The sequence below is a fragment of the Stenotrophomonas sp. YJH_SMC_32 genome (assembly GCF_059369975.1).
Genome location: NZ_JCAFTE010000001.1, coordinates 556,097 through 575,650, shown reverse-complemented (window position 1 = coordinate 575,650; position 19,554 = coordinate 556,097). Strand labels below are relative to the sequence as shown.

14 protein-coding genes are annotated in these 19,554 nt (G+C 67.3%); 5 read left to right on the top strand and 9 right to left on the bottom strand.

Annotated features, from left to right (window positions below; all coding sequences use genetic code 11):
* Nucleotides 1-17 precede the first annotated feature (17 nt).
* From AC5P7S_RS02630 to AC5P7S_RS02605, 6 genes are all read right to left on the bottom strand, one after another.
* On the bottom strand, nucleotides 18-3,044 hold the full coding sequence (locus AC5P7S_RS02630; protein ID WP_495213593.1) for an autotransporter family protein: 3,027 nt from the start codon (nucleotides 3,042-3,044) through the stop codon (nucleotides 18-20).
* Nucleotides 3,045-3,342: 298 nt separating this feature from the next.
* The gene (locus tag AC5P7S_RS02625; RefSeq protein ID WP_005419327.1) at nucleotides 3,343-4,410 is read right to left on the bottom strand and encodes an acyltransferase family protein; all 1,068 of its coding nucleotides are present in this window, start codon (nucleotides 4,408-4,410) and stop codon (nucleotides 3,343-3,345) included.
* Nucleotides 4,410-5,558 carry an N-acetylglucosamine-6-phosphate deacetylase gene (gene nagA / locus AC5P7S_RS02620; RefSeq protein WP_095378298.1) on the bottom strand — a complete coding sequence of 383 codons (1,149 nt, stop codon included), beginning with the start codon at nucleotides 5,556-5,558 and terminating at the stop codon, nucleotides 4,410-4,412. Before nagA ends, AC5P7S_RS02625 begins: the two co-directional genes overlap by 1 nt.
* Nucleotides 5,558-6,586, bottom strand: coding sequence for an SIS domain-containing protein (locus tag AC5P7S_RS02615; protein ID WP_005419331.1), 1,029 nt, complete (start codon nucleotides 6,584-6,586; stop codon nucleotides 5,558-5,560). The genes nagA and AC5P7S_RS02615 overlap by 1 nt, the downstream gene beginning before the upstream one ends.
* 7 nt (nucleotides 6,587-6,593) lie before the next feature.
* Entirely contained in the window at nucleotides 6,594-7,661 is a 1,068-nt protein-coding gene (locus AC5P7S_RS02610) for a LacI family DNA-binding transcriptional regulator (protein ID WP_005411045.1), read from the bottom strand.
* Nucleotides 7,662-7,700: 39 nt separating this feature from the next.
* Nucleotides 7,701-8,993 carry a sugar MFS transporter gene (locus AC5P7S_RS02605; RefSeq protein ID WP_095378297.1) on the bottom strand — a complete coding sequence of 431 codons (1,293 nt, stop codon included), beginning with the start codon at nucleotides 8,991-8,993 and terminating at the stop codon, nucleotides 7,701-7,703.
* A 375-nt stretch (nucleotides 8,994-9,368) separates the two neighbouring features.
* On the opposite strand from AC5P7S_RS02605, the gene AC5P7S_RS02600 reads away from it, so the two are divergent.
* The 3 genes from AC5P7S_RS02600 (at nucleotide 9,369) to AC5P7S_RS02590 (ending at nucleotide 15,661) form a co-directional block, all read left to right on the top strand.
* Nucleotides 9,369-10,385 (top strand): glucokinase family protein, encoded by a 1,017-nt coding sequence (locus AC5P7S_RS02600; RefSeq protein ID WP_095378296.1) that lies wholly within the window; start codon nucleotides 9,369-9,371, stop codon nucleotides 10,383-10,385.
* A 143-nt stretch (nucleotides 10,386-10,528) separates the two neighbouring features.
* Nucleotides 10,529-13,192, top strand: a complete 2,664-nt coding sequence (locus AC5P7S_RS02595) for a TonB-dependent receptor (protein WP_095378295.1) — start codon at nucleotides 10,529-10,531, stop codon at nucleotides 13,190-13,192.
* A 111-nt stretch (nucleotides 13,193-13,303) separates the two neighbouring features.
* Entirely contained in the window at nucleotides 13,304-15,661 is a 2,358-nt protein-coding gene (locus AC5P7S_RS02590) for a family 20 glycosylhydrolase (RefSeq protein WP_095378294.1), read from the top strand.
* A gap of 118 nt (nucleotides 15,662-15,779) precedes the next feature.
* Here AC5P7S_RS02590 and AC5P7S_RS02585 read toward each other — a convergent pair whose 3' ends face one another.
* Together AC5P7S_RS02585 and AC5P7S_RS02580 are read right to left on the bottom strand one after the other, a co-directional pair.
* Nucleotides 15,780-16,172, bottom strand: a complete 393-nt coding sequence (locus tag AC5P7S_RS02585; RefSeq protein ID WP_069139177.1) for a VanZ family protein — start codon at nucleotides 16,170-16,172, stop codon at nucleotides 15,780-15,782.
* Complete coding sequence (locus AC5P7S_RS02580) at nucleotides 16,169-17,353, bottom strand: class I SAM-dependent methyltransferase (protein WP_005419345.1); 1,185 nt, start codon at nucleotides 17,351-17,353, stop codon at nucleotides 16,169-16,171. The genes AC5P7S_RS02585 and AC5P7S_RS02580 overlap by 4 nt, the downstream gene beginning before the upstream one ends.
* Before the next feature lie 59 nt (nucleotides 17,354-17,412).
* On the opposite strand from AC5P7S_RS02580, the gene AC5P7S_RS02575 reads away from it, so the two are divergent.
* Nucleotides 17,413-18,150 carry a pteridine reductase gene (locus tag AC5P7S_RS02575; protein ID WP_005419347.1) on the top strand — a complete coding sequence of 246 codons (738 nt, stop codon included), beginning with the start codon at nucleotides 17,413-17,415 and terminating at the stop codon, nucleotides 18,148-18,150.
* A gap of 60 nt (nucleotides 18,151-18,210) precedes the next feature.
* Here the strand turns inward: AC5P7S_RS02575 and folK are convergent, their stop codons facing one another.
* Entirely contained in the window at nucleotides 18,211-18,696 is a 486-nt protein-coding gene (folK, locus tag AC5P7S_RS02570; RefSeq protein WP_053498221.1) for a 2-amino-4-hydroxy-6-hydroxymethyldihydropteridine diphosphokinase, read from the bottom strand.
* 89 nt (nucleotides 18,697-18,785) lie between these two features.
* On the opposite strand from folK, the gene AC5P7S_RS02565 reads away from it, so the two are divergent.
* Nucleotides 18,786-19,529 carry a proteasome-type protease gene (locus AC5P7S_RS02565; RefSeq protein ID WP_065178043.1) on the top strand — a complete coding sequence of 248 codons (744 nt, stop codon included), beginning with the start codon at nucleotides 18,786-18,788 and terminating at the stop codon, nucleotides 19,527-19,529.
* Nucleotides 19,530-19,554 lie beyond the last annotated feature (25 nt).

Sequence of the window (19,554 nt, the reverse complement as noted above, 5' to 3'; positions counted from 1 at the left end):
GACATCTACACCGCGCGCTACCAGTCCGCACGCAAGCCAATGTTGCCTTCGATGATGCGGCGCTTCTCGTTGCGGTCGCCACCCAGCTCGCGCGTATAGTCGGCCACGGCGTACGCACTGATGGTGCGGTTGAAGCGCCCGACCACACCCACGCCGGCTTCCAGCGCGCGTGAACGCTGCGAATTGATGATCACGTCGTCGTCGAAGCGGATGCGATCCTCGCCGGAACGACCATGCCAGTAATTCAGCTTGAAATACGGTTGCCAGCCGTTGTCGGCCAGCTGGTAATCGCCGGCCAAACGCAGGCCCACACGGCCGGTCCAGGCGTTGTCGTTGTCGAAGCGCACGCTCGATATTTCATCGCGACGGTCATCCAGCGAAGTGCGTTGCCAGATCACCTGCACCTGCGGTTCCAGCCACCATGCGGACTGCCCGAAGTGCAGCAGCGGCTTGCCAGCCTCCACCGACACACTGGTGCCGTCGCCGCTCAGGCCGAAGCCGAGCCCGCGCGAGGAACGCGCGCGGCCGTCGTAGCGGCTCTGCATCGCCACGGCGTCGATGTAGGCACCGCTGCTGTCGGTGAACGTCCAGTACAGGCCCACGTGCTTGTCGTCCAGGCGGTTCTGGCCCACCTGTACGTTCTCCCAGCCCAGTGCCAGGCCGGTGGTCTTGCCCTGCGCGCGGGTGCGGCCGACGAACACGCCGATCTGGTTGCGGTGGTTGTCCGACGCCGCAGCCCATACGTCGAGGCCGGCCTGCAGGCCCATCACGTCGCCATCAAAGCCGGGCTGTGCATCGCCCTTCCAATGGATCTCGCTGCTCTGCCCCACCAGGCGACCCCAGGCGGTGCGGAATGCGCCCTGGTTGTACAGCAGGCGCTGTTCGCCCTGCCGCTCGTGGAAGGTACCGAGGCTGGCCAGCGAGGTCTCGCGCAGCAGCGGCGGCACCACCGCGTAGGCGGCGGTCTCCACGCGGTACAGCGGTACCACCGCGCCTTCGGCCGGGCGTGCACCCGGCGTCGGCGGTGCACCGGTACCGGGCAATGCACCGCCGGCCACCGGCACGTCCGGCACCGCCGGATCGCTGGGCGGTGCCACCGGCGCCGGTTCCGGCGGCGGCGGCGGTGGTGCGGTCTCGCCTGCGGTCAGGTCCGGATCGATGGCGCCTTCGGGCGGCGGTGGCGGCGCCGGGGCAATGGGGGGCGGGGGTGCCACCGGCGGCGTCAGCGGCGGTGGGGTGGCGCTGCCACCACCGTTGGGTGCCGGCGTCGGGCCGGTCACCAGCGTCGAACGCAGGTACCAGTTCTCGCTGGTGCCGGCACTGACACCGCCCTTGAACAGGAAGTACTCGTAGGCACCGGCCGCGACCGGTGCAAACAGCGAGAACGCGCCCGGCGCGGTGCGGCCACCATTCAAGGCCTGCACCACCAGGATGCCGTCGGCCAGCGTGGCCGCGCCGCTGCCGCCGGCATTGAGTACGCCGATGCCGGTGGTGCCGGTGGCGATACCGCCATCGATCACCAGGCGATCGCTGGGCGAGTTGTCCGCGCCCAGCACGGTACGCAGGTACAGGCCCCCGCCGTCACCACGGTAGTTGCCACGCACGGTGAACACGTCGCCGGCGCCGGTACCGGTCAGGTCGATGCGCCCGGCATTGACCATCTCCACCAGTGCAGCACTGTTGAATGGGCGGATGGCATGGCCGCCACTGCCCGCGTAGACGGTGCTGGTGTCGTCCACCGTGAGCGTACCGGTGCCGGTTGCGCTGTCGCCCAGCACCAGGTCGCCATCGAAGCTCAGCTCCGTGCTGTTGGCCAGGCTGATCGCCTCCCAGTTCTGGAAGCGGCCCACGCCTGCGGTCTTGACGTTGCTCAGGTTGAGCTGGTCGATGCCACTGCCCCCGTCGAACAGCGGCACCGCACCCAGGTTGCCTTGGTTGAGGTTGCTGAGGTTGGCCACGTCGTTGTCTGGGCCCATGTCGATCGCACCGTAGACAATGCCACCGCCGCTCCAGTTGAAGGTGTCATCGCCGGTACTGAGCAGTATCTGCCCGCGCACGGTACCATCGGTGATGGTCACGCTGTCGTTGCCGCCGCTGACGCTGATGTTGCCGCCGATGTAGGCCGTGCCCGAAATGATGATGGTGTCGGTGTCGAAGCCGGTCACCACATTGCCATCCACTGTGCCGCCGGACTGGTCCCACAGGTTCTTGTCCAGCTTCATGTTGACGCGGCCGATGCGGCCACCGGTCATCCACGCCTGGTCGCCATCCTCGAACGCGCCGATGATGCGGCCACCGCTCATGCGGAAGGTATCGATGTTGTCGCCCTGCTGCAGCGCGCCGATCGTGCCGCCACTCATGACGAAATCATCGCGGCCACTGCCCTGCGCCACCACGCCGGTGACGGTGCCGCCGGTGACGGTCATCTGGTCATCGCCGCTACCCTGGTCGATGCTGTCGATGGTGCCATTGCCCAGCAGCAGCACATCGTTGCCATCTCCTTGCAGGACGCCGCCGCTGATGCTGCCGGCCTGCATCTCGAGGCGGTCGTTGCCCGAATCGAACTGTACGCCAGTGCGCCCGCTGATCGTTCCACGGTTGACCAACACGCTGTCGCCGGCGCCAACGAACTGCAGCGCGATGTTGTTGCCGGTGCTGATGCTGCCCGAATTCTCGACACGGCTGCCGCCACCGAGCTGGACCGCCACACCCCCCACCGAACTGATCGTGCCGAGGTTGGACAGCAGGTGCCCGCCGGCCCCGACCAGCGAAATCGCACTGCCACCACCGCTCTGCTGCAACTGGGCACCGCTGGCGACGTTGACGGTGATGCCCGCTTCGCCGCTGGCTGTGATAGGCACCGTCTGCGGATTCGGCGCGTTGGCATCGCAGGTGACCGTCTGGCCGGTGACCGGCGCGACGGTGCTGCAGCCAGCCCAGGCGGCGCTGGCGGTCAACAGCACCATGGACGGGACAGCCAGTGCCTGAAGCACGGAAACGGTGAGGCGGCGCGGACGGAAAGCGCGCGGGACGGCACGGGTCATACAGTTCTCCTGGACAGGGAATCAGGAACTGCAAATGCACACTGCTGCGTGTGCAGTCTGGCGTGATGTGAACCGTTTCGATAGGTGAACTTGCGTGCGGGAAATCACATTTCGGATGTGAAATCGCCGGGCCCTCACGCCAATGTGATGTGGCTGAAATCGTTCATTTTTCCGGCATCCGGAATCACGCGCAAAGCATCCACGCATGGCGTGGATCTACTGATCCTGCATCGCCAATCGATTCAATCGTGGCACCTGGTAGATCCACGCCATGCGTGGATGGCGTTGGCGGATGGGGTCAGATCTTCAGGTAGATCTTCCGCCGGTCCAGCCACCGTGCCACGCCCCACCACAGTGCGACGAACGCCAGCGCCTGCAGCATCGATGCCAGCTCGAGCGCCTGCGGCATCGCGGCGGCCAGCTGCTGCCAGATCCAGCCCCAGGCGCCGGTCGCCATCAGCACCACCGACATCACCGATGCCCCCAGGTACGCAGTGATCGCGTTGACCCCGAAGCGCCGGCCCAGCGCCGGCCATCCCTTCAGGTCTATCAGCACGTGGCCCAGCCACAGCGCCAGCGCGGCCAGGCCACCGGTCCACAGCACGTAACTGGGCGTCCACAGCTGCTTGTTCAACGGCAGCACCCCGGCCAGCAACAGGCCCAGCACGGCGGTCGCCACGCCCAGCCCGGCCAGTGCCGTCGAACGCCCGCTGCGCAGCAGGCCACCGGCCAACAGGCCGAGCACGGTACTGGCCAGCGCCCCCAGCGTGCTCAGCAATCCTTCCGGGTCATGGCCCTGCCCGGTATCGGCGTGCCACTGGTAGATCCACGGTGCGAACAGCGTGGTATCCAGGCGGCTGGCCGGATTGGTCCACTGCGCCAGGTCACCGACGCCCAGCAGCAGCACCGTGTACCCCACCAGCAGTCCAACAAGCATGCCGGCCTGCATGCGCGGCCGTGCATGCACCGCCAGCACGCCCACCAATGCCGCGCACACGGCGATCCGTTGCAGCACTCCCCAGATGCGGAAGTGGTGCGTATGCAGCGCCCACCAGATCAGCAGGTGCAGCAGCACGCCGGCCACCAGGATGCGCAGCGCGCGCTCCAGCACGCCGCGCGCCAACGCGGGTCGCGCCGCCGCATCCCGCGCGCGCGGCGCCACGCTGAAGGCCATCGACACGCCCACCAGGAACAGGAAGAACGGGAACACCAGGTCGGTGGGCGTGCAGCCATGCCATTCCGAATGGCGCAGTGGTGCGAACACCGCACTCCAGTCACCCGGATTGTTGACCAGCAGCATCGCCGCCACGGTGATGCCGCGCAGGGCGTCGATCGAGCCCAGACGGCGTGGCGGCGTACTGTTCATCAGGCGGCCTCGTACTGTCCGGCAATCCAGGTGCCACGTACCTGCAGGGCGTCATCCAGCAGCACCAGGTCGGCCTGGTAGCCCTCGGCGATGTGGCCCAGGCGGTCGTCGACATTGAGGAACTGCGCCGGGTAGGTCGAAGCCATGCGCGCGGCTTCGGCCAGCGGCTGGCCGAGCAGCTGCACGGTGTTGCGCACCGCCGTGGCCATGTCCAGCGCCGAGCCCGCCAGCGAACCGGCGGCATTGCGCACCACGCCGTCGATGGCGGTGATGGTTTCGCCGTACAGCACGTAGCTGGGATCATCCGCACCGACCGGCGGCATCGCATCGGTCACCAGCAGCAGGCGACCGCGCGGCTTGGCCGCCAGCGCCACCCGCAGGCTGGCCGGATGCACATGCACGCCATCGACGATGATGCCGATCCAGCTGTCGCGGTCTTCCAGCGCAGCGCCCACCGCGCCAGGCTCGCGGCCCTGCAGCGGCGACATCGCGTTGTACAGATGGGTGAAGCCACGCACGCCAGCATCCAGGCCGGCGCGGATCTCTTCGTAGGTGCCTGCGGTGTGGCCGGCGGCCACGATCACGCCACGTTCGACCAGCGCGCGGATGGTCTCCAGCGGCACGCGCTCCGGCGCCAGCGTCAGCAGGGTCACCCCGTTGTCCAGCGACGCGGCCAGCGCGATCTCTTCTTCGTCCGGCACGCGGAACTTGCTGGCATCGTGTGTGCCCTTGCGCGTCGGCGCGATGTAGGGCCCTTCGAGATGGATGCCGATCACGCCCGGCACGCCCTGCGCGATCGCCTCGCGCATCGCACCGATGGCTTCGCGCATCACGCCCACGTCATCGCTGATCAGCGTGGGCAGCATCGCGGTGGTACCGAAGCGGCGGTGAGCCTGCGCGATGGTACGCAGCGAGGCAACATCGGGCGTGTTGTTGAACAACGCGCCGCCACCGCCATTGACCTGCACGTCGATGAAGCCGGGCAGCAGCCAGCCGCCGCCCAGGTCCACCTGCTCGGCAGCATGGCCAAGCTGTGGTGCGGCGTCGGGCAACAGAGCGGTGATCTGCCCGTTTTCGATCACCACCGCCAGGTCATCGCGGAAATCATCGCCGGCGAGAATGCGGGCGTTGCGCAGCACCGTTGCCATCACACCGTCTCCGTAACCTTGTTCAGATGCGGCGGCAGATCCGGGTTGAAGCCACGACGCAGCGCCAGCGCATTGATCGCGCGATAGAAGCTCTGCACGGTCAGCAGCGGTGCGCACAGCGGGTGCGGTGCGGCCGCCACCGGCAGGTTGCCGCCGGCCCCGGCCAGCCACACCTGCGCGCCCCGTGCAGAAAATTCCTCGACCACCGCGCGGGTGCCGGCGCCGGTTTCGTCGGGCTGGGCGAAGGCCAGCACCGGGAAGCCGCGGTCGACCAGCGCCATCGGGCCATGCTTCACTTCGGCCGAGCTGTAGGCTTCGGCGTGCAGGCTGCAGGTTTCCTTGAACTTCAGCGCCGCTTCCTGCGCCGCGCCCAAGCCCAGGCCACGGCCGAGCACGAACAGGTTGGTGGCCTCGACCAGGCCTTCGGTCACCGCACTCCAGTCGCACTGCCAGGCTTCACGCATCGCGTCCGGCAGCAGGTCCAGCGCGTTGCGCAGGCTGCTGTCCTGCTTCCAGTAGGCGGCCAGCTGCAGCAGTGCAGCCAGCGAGGCCAGGTAGCTCTTGGTCGCCGCCACGCTCTTTTCGGCACCGGCATGCAGCGGAATGACCGTGTCGGCCAGCTGCGCCAGCGGCGAATCCTCGACGTTGACCAGCGCGATCACGCGTGCGCCAGCGGCCTTGGCCGCCTCGGCGTTGCGCAGCAGGTCCGGGCTCTTGCCCGACTGCGAAATGACGATGAACAGCGCACCGCGCAGCTGCAGCGGTGCGGCATAGACCGACCCCACCGACGGCGAGGCCGACGCAACCACCAGGCCCAGCTGAGTTTCCAGCAGGTACTTGCCGTAGGTGGCGGCATGGTCGGAGCTGCCGCGTGCACAGGTGACCACGAACGGCGGCGGCGCCGCGCGCAGGCTGGCGGCCAGGGTTTCCAGGGTAGCGTGGTTGCGCGAGAACTGGCGGGCAACCACGTCGGCCGCTTCGGCGGCCTCGGCGAACATCAGGGTGGACGTGGGGTCTGACAGCGACATGGCGGGCTCAGGCAGGATCGGAAGGAAGGGGGCGTGCGCCGGCCGGGCGCATCGGCGCGGTCGAGCCGCGCACCACCAGCTGCGGCACGAAGCCCTGGTTGTGCAGCGGTGCCGGCGCATCGTCGTAGGCGTCGCTGCGCAGTTGTGCGATCAGCAGGCGCGCGGCGTGGCGGGCGATGTCCTCGGTGGCCTGCTTGGCGGTGGTCAGCGGTGGCCACGACTGGCGCGAGAACGGGCTGTCCTCGAAACCGGCGATGGACAGGTCGTAGGGCACGTTCATGCCGGCCGACTTGGCGGCGGCCAGCACGCCGGCAGCGATTTCGTCGTTGGAACCGAAGATGGCGGTGGGCGGTTCGCGCAGCGCCAGCAGGCGGCGCGCCCCACGGAAACCATCGTCGAAGGTGTAATCGCCCTGCACCACCAGGTGCTTGTCCACGGTCATGCCGTAGTCCTTCAGCGCCGCTTCGTAGCCGGCGTAGCGTTCGCCCGAGGAGCGGTGCGAGCTGCCGCCCCAGAGGAAACCGATGCGCTGGTGACCGAGCTGGATCAGGTGCTCGGTGATCTCGTAGGCGGCCTCGCGGTCGTCGACGAACACGCAGGCGCCGTCGGCCGGGTCTTCGGTGGCGGCGATGATGCGCACCAGCTTGATGCCACGCGCGGTCAGCGCCTGGATCAGGTCGCGGCGCTCGGACATCGGTGCGGTCAGTACCAGCCCGGCCAGCCGCGAGCGCTGCACCCAGTCGGCCAGTTCATCGGCCAGCAACGGCGAGCTCGAATCACAGGGATGGATCTGCAGGCCGAAACCGGTCTCGCGGCACGCGGCCAGCACGCCGTTCTGCACGCCGATGATGTGGTACGGGTTCGGGTTGTCGTAGACCAGCCCGATCACGAAGGTAGTGCCGCTGCGCAGGTTGCGCGCGGACGGATCGGGCTCGTAGTCGAGCTCGGCGATGGCACGCAGCACCCGCGCACGGGTGGCCTGCATCACCGAGGGCTCATTGTTGATCACCCGCGAGACCGTCTTCAGCGAGACCTTGGCCTTCTCCGCAACGTCCTTGATGGTCGCTCTGCGCATGGGTTTTCCCTGGGGTTGGCTGCCGTCCATCATCGCCGATCAGGCCTTGTCCTGCGGCAGGCCGGCACGATGGCCGATCACCGAGTAGAACAGGATGTACAGGTAGCACGGCACCATCAGCAGCACGAACACCAACTGGAAGTCGATGTGCTGCTTGAGCACGGCGAACAGCTGCGGAATGATCGCGCCGCCGGCGATGCCCATCACCAGCAGGGCCGAGCCGGTCTCGGTGAAGCGGCCCAGGCCGCGGATCGCCAACGGGAAGATGGCCGGCCACATCATGGCGTTGGCAAAGCCCAGCAGCGCCACGAAGGCCACCGAGACGTAGCCGTGCGTAGCCCAGGCGCCCAGGCAGAACACCACGCCCATCACTGCCGAAATGGTCAGGTAGCGCGACTGCGAGACCAGGCCGGGGATCGCCAGCAGGCCGACCACGTAGCCGGCCAACATCGCAGCCAGCGTCAGCGAGGTGAACATCTTGGTCTGGTCCAGCGGCAAGCCGAAACCGTGACCGTAGGTTCCGATCGCATCACCGGCCATGACTTCCACGCCTACGTACACGAACAGGCACAGCACGCCCAGCCACAGATGCGGGAACTGGAAGATGCTGCGGCGCTCGGCCGTTCCCGGTGCACCTGACGGCGTTGCATTGGCTTCGGAGGACTTGATCTCCGGCAGAGGCGAGAACAGCACGGCCACCGCCAGCACCACCAGCAGCGCGGCCATCGCCAGGTACGGCGCATGGATCTTGGCGGCGAATTCGTTGAGCAGCGCGACCTTGGTGACCGCGTCGGCGGCCTGCACCTGCTTGTCCAGATCGCCGATGCCGTGCAGCACCAGGGTGCCGATCAGCACCGGCGCCAGCATGCCGGCGATCTTGTTGCAGATGCCCATCAGCGCGATGCGGCGTGCCGCCGTTTCAATCGGGCCGAGGATCGAGATGTAGGGGTTGATCGCGGTCTGCAGCAGGGCGAGGCCGCTGCCGATCACGAACAGACCGCCGAGCGCGCCCGGGTACCAGCGCTGGGTCGCGAACTCACCGAACAGCGCGGCCCCCCCGGCCATCACCAGCAGGCTCAGGCTCAGGCCCTTCTTCATGCCGGTGCGGCGCAGGATCCAGGACGCCGGCAGGGCCAGGAAGAAATAGGACAGGTAGAACACCATCAGCACCAGGAAGGCACCGACCTCGCTGAGTTCGAAGGCCAACTTGACGAAGGTGATCAGCGGGCCGTTGAGCCAGGTGAAGAAGCCGATCAGGAAGAACAACACGCCAACGATGGCGATGGAGGTGGCCACGTTCGGGCGCGCGCTTGCAGCGGGGACGGCGGACATCAGGAGGGCTCCTGCGGCGACGGCCGCAGAACGCGGCGTCGGAGAGTGGCTGGGAACAACGTTGTCACATTCTTTCGATGGACAACGGCGGTTTGTCAACTTCCATGCACGCCTGCCTGAACCTCGTGCTGCACTGCGCAAGTCCGCCGCGGTACGCCCCGCTGAATGCGCGGCAGGCCTAGAGCCCCGTGCACCAATGGTTCCCACGTGAAACCCGCACTCACACCGTGTAAACGTTTACTGCGCGCCGCATTCGTTGCGACGCAGCAACGAAAGTGTCACGAACTCGTTGACATCGTTGTCAGCGCGGTTACAGACTCCGCCCCAATCGCCGCCCCCGATCCCCGGGCCGGCCCACCTGCAGCAGGAGCCCGCGTGATCGCCAGCCACCCCGCCCCGTCGCATGTCCTGTCCCGCGTCGCGCCCTCGTTCCTGGCCGCCGACGTCGGTGGCACCCATGTGCGCGTGGCCCGGGTCCAGGCCAGCGGTGACGCCGCCCATCCGGTGCAGGTGCTGGAGTACCGCAAGTACCGCAATGCCGACCATGCCGGCCTCAGCGCGATCCTGTCCGACTTCCTGGGCGAAGGCCCGCGGCCCACGCATTGCGTGGTTGCCAGCGCCGGCTATGCCCGCGAAGACGGCACGGTGATCACCGCCAACCTGCCGTGGCCGCTGTCGGCGCGCCAGGTGGAAGCCGAGGTCGGCCTGCAGCGGGTCTACATCGTCAACGATTTCGAAGCGGTGGCCTACGCCGCCGCGCAGGTGGACGCCAGTGGCGTGCTGCACCTGTGCGGGCCGGAGACCGCCGCGCGTGGCCCGACCCTGGTGGTCGGCCCCGGCACCGGCCTCGGTGCAGCGCTGTGGATCCCCACCGCGCACGGCCCGGTGGTCCTGCCCACCGAAGCCGGCCAGCCGACCCTGGCGGCCAGCACCGAACTGGAAATGGCCATCGTCCGCCACATGCAGCGCGACCGCGCGCACGTGTCGATCGAGCATGCGATCTCCGGCCCCGGCCTGATGAACCTGTACCGTGCGGTGTGCGCGCTGCAGGGGCAGGCGCCGACCCTGGCAAGCCCCGACGCAGTCACCGCTGCGGCCATGGCCGATACCGATGCGCATGCGCGCCAGGCGCTGGATGTGTTCTGTGGCCTGCTCGGCAGCACCATCGGCGACATGGCGCTGTTCTACGGCGCCCACGGTGGTGTCTACCTGGCCGGCGGCATCCTGCCGCAGATCCGCGAATACCTGCACGCCAGCACCTTCGTCGAACGCTACCTGCAGAAGGGGCCGATGGGCGAAGCGCTGGCACGCATCCCGGTAAAGGTCGTCGAGCACGGCCAGCTGGGCGTGGTTGGCGCTGCCAGCTGGTACCTGCAGCAGTCGGCCGCCTGACACCGCAACAGGCTTCAACGCAATCGCAGCACGCAGTACGTGGCACGCCAACGCACGGGACTTCGCCGCCGCCCCGCGCATGTCATCGCAACCGTAACCGAACACCGCCGCCGGCACCCAATCGAGTGATGAGGAGAGACATCATGAACACCCGCAAGACCCTGCTTTCGGCCGCCATCGTCAGCTGCATCGCCTTCGGTGCGCACGCGCAGCAGGCGGCCCCGACCGCCACCGATCTGGACACCGTGACCGTTACCGGCATCCGTGGCTCGATGGAGAAGTCGCTGGACACCAAGCGCGAAGCCAATGCGCGCGTGGAAGTGGTCACCGCCGAAGACGTGGGCAAGCTGCCCGCGCACAACGTTGCCGATACCCTGCAGCGCCTGCCCGGCGTGAACATCAGCTCGTCCAGCGCCGACGAAGGTGGCTTCGATGAAGCCGACCGTGTCAGCCTGCGCGGCACCAGCCCGAGCCTGACCCAGACCCTGATCAACGGCCACACCGTCGGCTCGGCCGACTGGTTCGTGCTCAGCCAGGGCAACAACGTCGGCCGCAGCGTCAGCTACTCGCTGCTGCCGTCGGAACTGGTCAGCTCGGTGGAAGTGAACAAGTCCTCGCAGGCCAAGCTGCAGGACGGCGGTACCACCGGTACCGTCAACATCATCACCCGCAAGCCGCTGGAGTTCTCCAAGCCGTTCACCGCGGAAGGCTCGATCGGCATGGTGCGCTCGGACCAGGCCAAGTCGAACGACCCGCAGTACTCGGCACTGTTCAACTACAAGAACGAGGAAGGCACCTTCGGCGTGATGGTGCAGGGCTTCAGCCAGAAGCGCGAGCTGCGCCGTGAAGCACAGGAAATCCCGGGCGGCTTCTTCAAGATCGGCGCAAACGATCCGGTCGCCAAGACCAATCCGGACCTGATCGGCGTCAACGTTCCGGGCCTGCTGGGTTCGACCCTGTTCGAACAGACCCGCGAGCGCAAGGGCGGCCTGGTCTCGCTGCAGTTCAAGCCGAGCGACAGCCTCACCCTCGGCCTCAATGGTTTCAGCTCCGAGCTGAAGGCGAACAACTACAACCGCAACTTCATGATGTTCGGCAACAGCTTCGCCAAGTCGCAGGCGCCGGATCCGGGCTATGTGGTCAAGGACGGCGTGCTGACCAACGCCAACTACAAGGGCGTGCCCGGCACCGACTATGCGGTGTACGACATGATCTACCGCGAGTCGAAGGCCAAGTCGAGCTATGTCACCTTCGATGCCGACTGGCAGATCAGCGACAGCCTGACCGCCAAGTTCCAGGCCGGCAGCACCAAGGGTACCGGCGAGACGCCGCGCCAGTACATCGCCGAGGTCACCCTGGCCAACGGCGGCGGCGCCAGCTGGGCTACCCACGGCAATGGCTCGCCGATCGACTGGAACGTCGGCGGCGACATCTCGCCCAACGGCGTGACCAGCTTCGGCACCTGGGGCAACCAGCAGGTCACCGCTGAAGACAAGGAGAAGTGGGCCACGCTCGATTTCAACCAGTACTTCAACGATGGCGGCGTGCTGAGCTCGATCGACTTCGGCCTGCGTTTCGCCGACCACAAGCGCGAAGCGCTGTCGCCGGAAGGTGCAACCCCGGGTGACATCTGGAGCGCGCTGAAGAACGGCGCGACGGCCAACTATCCCAGCGGCTTTGCCGGTGACATCGGCGGCACCTTCCCGCGCAACCTCTGGTACTTCACCCCGGGCGCGCTGAAGGACGCGGTGACCAACAACTCCACCTGGCTGGCCGGCAATGATGGCCCGACCGGTCGCCACAACTATGGCGCCGAGTGGAAGGTGAAGGAAAAGAACTTCGCCGGCTACGTGCAGGCCAACTTCCGCGGCGACTGGTGGAGCGGCAACGTCGGCCTGCGCTACGTCAACATCAAGCAGGACATCGACACCTACAACGCCGTCAGCAAGGCCGCCGATGCCGATGTCAGCAGCCTGTTCGGCATGTGGGAGCGCCTGGCCTTCCAGAACAAGCGCAACCGCGTATTGCCCAGCGCCAACATCAAGTTCGACCTGGACGACTCGCTGGTGCTGCGCGTCGCCGCCTCGCAGACCCAGACCCTGCCGGACTACTCGGCACTGGGTGCCTCCTCGTACGGTTCGGACCTGAACCGCACCGGCGGCGGTGGCAATCCGAACCTCAAGCCGACCCTGTCGACCAACCTGGACGCCAACCTGGAGTGGTACTTCATGCCGCGCGGCCTGCTGTCGGTGGGCGCGTACCACATGAACCTGAAGGACTACATCGCCTTCGACGTGGTCTCGCGCCAGCTGTACAGCGAACTGACCAACCAGCTTGAGACCTACCAGATCTCCACCCCGATCAATGCCGACGGCAAGGTCACCGGCGTGGAAGTGGCCTACGAACAGCCGATCGGCGAGTACTTCGGCGTCAATGCCAATTACACCTACGCCAACGGCACCACCTCGCACACCTGGTCGGACGGCTCGCACAATCTGCTGGGCACCTCGAAGAACACCTACAACGTGGGTGCCTACTTCGAGAACGAGCGCTTTGGCGCCCGCGTCAGCTATACCCGCCGTTCCTCGTTCCTGATCAGCCTGTCGGGCACCAATCCGTACTACCAGGATGACTTCGGCACGCTGTCGGCGTCGCTGAGCTACAAGGCCACCGACTGGCTGAGCATCACCCTGGATGGCCTGAACCTCAACAACCCGACCTACAAGTACTACCAGACCGCGGCCATCCCGACCTCGTTCTACAGCAACGGTCGCCAGTACTACCTCAACTTCCGCTTCAAGTACTGATCCAGCGGCGGCAACATCGCCGAGTCGTGCACGCACGCCGGGCCTGGGTCATTCCGGGCCCGGCGTTTTTCATGTATAGCGTTCATCGCACCGTTCCAAGGAGTCGTTCCGATGGTCAAGCCTTCCCGCGCCCGGATGCGCAGCGCAGTGCTGCTGGGCAGCCTGCTCGCCCTGTTGCCGGCACTGCCCGCACTCGCCGCTGATCCCACGCCGGCCGCTGAAGCACCGGGTCCGCAGCTGCGTGCCGGCAGCCTGATGCTGATTCCCGCCCCGGCCACGGTGCAGCCCGGCCAGGGTAGCGGCATCACCGTACGCGCCGATACCGCGCTGCAGGCCGAAGGCGAGGCCGCACAGCGGGTCGCCACCCAGTTCGCCGATCTGCTGGCCCGCAGTGGTGGCCCGCGCCTGGCGCTGGCCAAGGGCAAGACGGCGGCCAGGACCGGTGGCATCCGCTTCCAGATCGTGCCCACCTTCCGCGACAGCGGTGAGAGCTACACGCTGGAAAGCACCGCACAGGGCGTGCTGGTGCAGGCCGGCAACGAAACCGGCCTGTTCTATGGCGCGACCACGCTCGCCCAGCTCGCCACCGGCGGCAGCAACGGCGTGCTGCCGGCGGTGCAGATCCAGGACGCGCCGCGCTTCAGCTGGCGCGGCTTCATGCTCGACTCGGCGCGGCACTTCCAGAGCCTGGATGAGATCAAGCGCGTGCTCGATGCGATGGCCGCGCACAAGCTCAATACCTTCCATTGGCACCTCACCGATGACCAGGGCTGGCGCATGGAGATCAAGCGCTACCCGAAGCTGACCGAGGTGGGCAGCTGCCGCCTGCCGGCCGGCGACGGCGGCATCGACCCGGCCAGTGGCCAGCAGCATCCGTACTGCGGCTTCTACACGCAGGAGCAGATCCGCGAAGTGATCGCCTATGCCGCCAGGCTGCATATCCAGGTGATTCCAGAAATCGATGTGCCCGGCCATGCCACCGCGGCGATCGCCGCGTACCCGGAACTGGGTTCGATCAACACCCCGCTGAAGCCGATCAGCGAATGGGGCGTGTTCCCGAACCTGTTCAACGTGGAAGACAGCACCGTCACCTTCCTCGAGAACGTGCTGGAAGAAGTGATCGCGCTGTTCCCGGCCAAGTACGTGCACGTGGGCGGCGACGAGGCGGTCAAGGACCAGTGGGAAGCCTCGAAACAGGTGCAGCAGCGCATGCGTGCACTGGGCATCAAGAATGAAATGGCCATGCAGAGCCACATCATCAAGCGCCTGGAGACGTTCCTGGAGGAACACGACCGGCGCCTGATCGGCTGGGATGAGATCCTCGAAGGTGGGTTGCCGCCACAGGCCACGGTGATGTCGTGGCAGGGCACCGAAGGTGGCCTGGCCGCTGCCAGTGCCGGCCATGACGTGGTCATGTCGCCGGTGGGATACCTGTACCTGGATTACCTGCAGACCGCCTCGCCGAACGAGCCACCGGGTCGCCCGGCCCAGGTCAACCTCGGCAAGCTGTACAACTTCGAGCCGGTGCCGGCCGAGCTGGCGGCCGACAAGCGCCAGCACATTCTCGGCCTGCAGGCCAACATGTTTACCGAGCACACGCGCACCTACGCGCGCCTGCAGCACAACCTGTTCCCGCGCCTGGCCGCCGTGGCCGAGACCGGCTGGAGTACGCCGGAACATCGCGACTTCCGCGATTTCCTCGCGCGCCTGCCCGCGCAGCTGCAGCGCTACCGTGCCTGGGGCCTGGCCTACGCTCAGACCCCGTTCGAAGTGGGCGTGGACTACACCGATGATCGCGCGAAAAACTCCGTGACCCTATCGCTGGCCAATCCGCTGGGTTATGAAGTGCGCTACAGCACCGATGGCCAGCCGGTGACCGCGCAGTCGCCGCTGTACCAGCAGCCGCTGACCGGGACGCTGCCGACCACCGTGCAGGCCGCCGCGTTCTACCAGGGCCAGATGCTGGCCGCGAAGCCGACCATCGCCACGTTCACCGCGCAGTCGCTGCTCAGCCGCCGCAGCGATGCGCTGCTCAGCTGTGTGGGCAACAAGGGGCTGGTGCTGCGCCTGGAAGACGATGGCCCGCGCGAGGGAGCGCGTGCGGTGTTCAACGTCGACATCTTCCAGCCGTGCTGGCGCTGGCCGCAGGCACAGCTGGACGGCATCGGCAGTGTGGAGGTCCGCGCGGGCCGCATTCCGTACTACTTCCAGCTGGCCCACGATGAACCCAAGCGTCGCTTCGAAAAGGCCCGGAGCGCACACGGCGAAATGCTGATCCGCCGCGGTGATTGCACGGGCAAGGTGCTGGCTCAGGTACCGCTGCCGGCCACGCCCGATGCCGATGGCTTCGTGACCCTGCGTGCGGCGCTGCCGAAGGGCACGCAGGGCACGGGTGACCTGTGCATCAACTTCACCGGCGATACGCGCCCGGCGATGTGGGTGCTGGATGAGGTCACGCTGAAGAAGTAACCGCAGGCCTGTCCTGGCGCAATCCATCCACGCATGGCGTGGATCTACTGTAGAGCCGAGCCCATGCTCGGCTGCCTTTCGGGAGGGAGCCGAGCACGGGCTCGGCTCTACAGGAACCTCAGCCCCGCCAGCGCATCAGCAGATCGCGCAACGGGGTCAGCGCCGTGGCCATGCCGGCCAGCACGCCGATCGTGTTGGCAATGGCGTCCATCGGGTCGGCAGTGCGGTTGCTGGTCAGCGCGCCCTGCGCGAACTCGATGCCGACGCCCATCAGCACCAGCCCCACGCCCACCCACAGCAGCGGGCGCCCCGGCCGGAACAGCTGCACCGCGCTGCCGGCCAGGATAAAGTAGGCGAGGAAGTGCTCGCCCTTGTCGCTGTTTTCCGGCAGTGGAATCGGCGGCGGTGGGATCAGGCAGACCACGACCACCAGCAGTACCGCCAGCACCCACAGCACAGTCCACAGCCGCGGCCGCCGCAGCGGCTTGATCAGCGGCAACGCACTGCTCACAAGCGCCAGCTCAGGTCGCCCAGTTCGAACGCCGGCTCGAAATCGACACCACGCTGCAGGCCGATGGCCTGGAAGCGCTCACCCATCTCGGTCGGTAGGGTCAGCTTCTTCACCTGGTCACGCAGCTGGATACGGCCGACCTCATCCGTGCGCTCTTCGGCCAGCAGCAGCACCTGGTCCAGGCCGTTGCCGAGCAGGAAACTGGCCTGGCTGCAGTACCCCGCCAGTTCGAAACCACCGTGCATGCCCGCCTCGGCCATCGCAGTGAAATCCACCGACGCGGTGATGTCCTGCAGGCCCGGCCAACGATGCACGTCGTTGTGCACGTGGTGGCGGTAGAACGCGCGGACCGTACCATCGTCGCGGTCGTGCTGGTAGAACTCGCTGCGGCTGTAACCGTAATCGACAAACAGCATCGCACCACGCTGCAGGCCGCCAGCCACTGCCTGCAGCCAGTACGGCAGCTGCGGCAGCACCTCGGAGCGGTAACCGTCGGCAAAGGGCTTTTCCAGGTAACGCTCGATGTGGCGCACCGCACCGTTGAGCAGGATGTCAGCGGGCTGCGCGCCACGGATGAAGTTGCCTTCGCCATCAAGCTCGACGGTTTCCTCGTAGACCTCGCCGTCCCGGATCAGGAAGCGCGGGGTCGGCAGCGCGTCGATCACCTCGTTGGCGAACACCACGCCCTCCCACTCCTCCTCGAACGGGCGGTCGATCCAGTCCACGCGCGCGGCCAACTCGGCCGGCAGGTTCTGCTGCAGGCGCTGCTGCTGGCGCTCGCGCAGGTCGGCGCTGGGTTCGAGGATGGCGTAGCGCGACGGCAGCGCGTCCAGTTCGGCCAGGCGCAGCAGCACGGCCTCGGCGAATGCGCCGGTACCGCCCCCCAGTTCCAGCATGCGGGCCTGCGCGCCCAGCTGCGCGAACACCGGCGCCAGCGCATTGGCCACGCTGCCGGCGAACAGGCTGCCGAGCTCGGGTGCGGTGGTGAAGTCGCCGCTGCCACCGAACTTGCTGGCGCCGGCGCTGTAGTAGCCCCAGCCGGGGGTGTACAGGCACAGCTCCATGAAGCGCGAGAACGGCATCGCCCCGCCCTGCGCAAGGATTTCGGCACGCAGGGCGGCCGCCAGCTGGTCGCTGTGGGCCAGGGCATCGGCTTCGGGCAGGGGGAAGGTGGGCTGCATGGCGTCTTCGAATGCGGTGACAATGGTGCACAGGATAGCCGAGCCTTGGAGGACCCTCGATGAGCGATACCCACCCCGTGGTCCTGATCACCGGCAGCGCGCGCCGGATCGGTGCGGCCATCGCCCGCCAGTTCCACGCCTGTGGCTGGTCGGTGGTACTGCATGCCAACACCTCCAGCGCCGAACTGCAGCAGGCCGCGTTCGATTTCGACAATGTGCGGCCGGGCAGCGTGCTTGCGCTGCAGGCCGACCTGCGTGACGCCGACGCCCTGCCCGACCTGGTGGAACAGGCCGTTACCCACTTCGGCCGCCTGGACGCGCTGGTCAACAACGCCTCCAACTTCTATGCCACCCCGCTCGGCCAGGTCACGGCCGAGGCGATGGACGAGCTGTATGCGGTCAACGCGCGCGCGCCGCTGCTGCTGTCACAGGCCGCCGCGCCCTACCTGCGCCGCCAGCAGGGCTGCATCGTCAACCTGACCGACCTGCACGGCACCGATCCGATGCGCGACCACATCGCCTACACGATGGCCAAGGCCGCGCTGGAGATGGCCACCCGTTCGTTGGCGCTGGAGCTGGCGCCGAAAGTGCGGGTCAATGCGGTGGCGCCCGGCGCGATCCTGTGGCCCGAACAGGGCAAGGACGATTTCGCCCGCGAGGCGCTGCTGGCGCGCACGCCTTTGGCGCGGATCGGTACGGTCGAGGAGATTGCCGAAGCGGTGTACTGGCTGGTGGCCGAAGCCAGCTTCGTCACCGGCCACACATTGCGCGTGGATGGCGGGCGCACGGTCAGCTGAGAGGCTGCCGGCCAGCGGCCGGCACTGCCGGTAGTGCCGGCCGCTGGCCGGCAACCTCCATCAATCCAGGTCAACCACCTCGAACGCCTCGCCAAACTGCGCGTGCGCGCGCCACAGCGTGGCCAGGTCCAGCCCGCTGACCGGATCGATGAAGTCGGGCGCGATATCGGCCAGCGGCTTCAGCACGAAGGCATGCTTCAGTTCGGGACGGGGAATGCGCAGGTGGCCGGGACCTTCCACCACCAGGTCGCCGTAGAACACCACGTCGATATCCAGGGTCCGGTCGGAGAAGCGCGGCCCGCTGCGGTCGCGGCCGTGCGCGTCTTCCAGCGCATGCAGCCAGTCGTCCAGTTCCTGCAGCGGCAAGTCCGTCTCGATCGCCACCGCGTTGTTGAGGAAGGCCGGGCCGTCGAAGCCGACCGCGGCGGTACGGTAGGCCGGCGAGACCTGCAGCGCGCCGAAGCGCTCGCGCAGGGCCGCCACCGCGGCGTGGAGGTAGCGGCGGGGCTGGACATTGCTGCCCAGGCTCAGGAGCACGGTCGTCATGCGGTTCAGGTGGCAGCGATGGGGGCGTGGACATGCCGTCGTCACGGCGGCCTGCCTACAATCCGGGACGCACATGATAGGGCACCGACATGACCTATTGCGTTGGAATCGAGGTGGACGAGGGCCTGGTCTTCGCTGCCGACACCCGGACCAATGCCTCGCTGGACGATGTACGCGTGCATCGCAAGCTGCACGTGTTCGAATATCCCGGCCAGGCAGCCTACGTGCTGATGGCGGCTGGCAACCTGGCCACCACCCAGTTGCTGGTGTCGCGCCTGGGGCGCGATGCCGACGAACGGCGCTCACCCAACCTGCGCGACATGACTCACCTTTTCGAGGCCGCCGCGTACGTTGGCCAGTTGCTGGTGGACAGCCAGGTGCACAGCAGCCACAGTGAACATGGCCACGATGGGGTCAATACCCAGGCCACGCTGATCTTCGGCGGCCAGATTGCCGGTGAGCGGCCTGGGCTGTACATGATCTACCCGCTCGGCAACGCCATCGCCGCCTCACCGGAGACGCCCTACCTGCAGATCGGTGAATCCAAGTACGGCAAGCCGATCCTCGACCGCATCCTCAGCCCCGCCACGCGCCTGGAGGATGCCGCCCGCACGGCGATCGTCTCGTTGGACTCCACCATCCGTTCCAATCTGTCGGTAGGCCTGCCGATCGACCTGGCGCTGCTGCGCGACGGTGAACTGCGCATCGGCCAGCAACTGCGGCTGGGCGCGGATTCAGCGCTGTACGCCGATATCCACCAGAACTGGTCACGGCGCCTGGAACAGGCGGTGGACGCCCTGCCGCGGTTCCCCTGGGAAACGCTGGACCGGTAGTGCCGGCCGCTGGCCGGCAACCGCA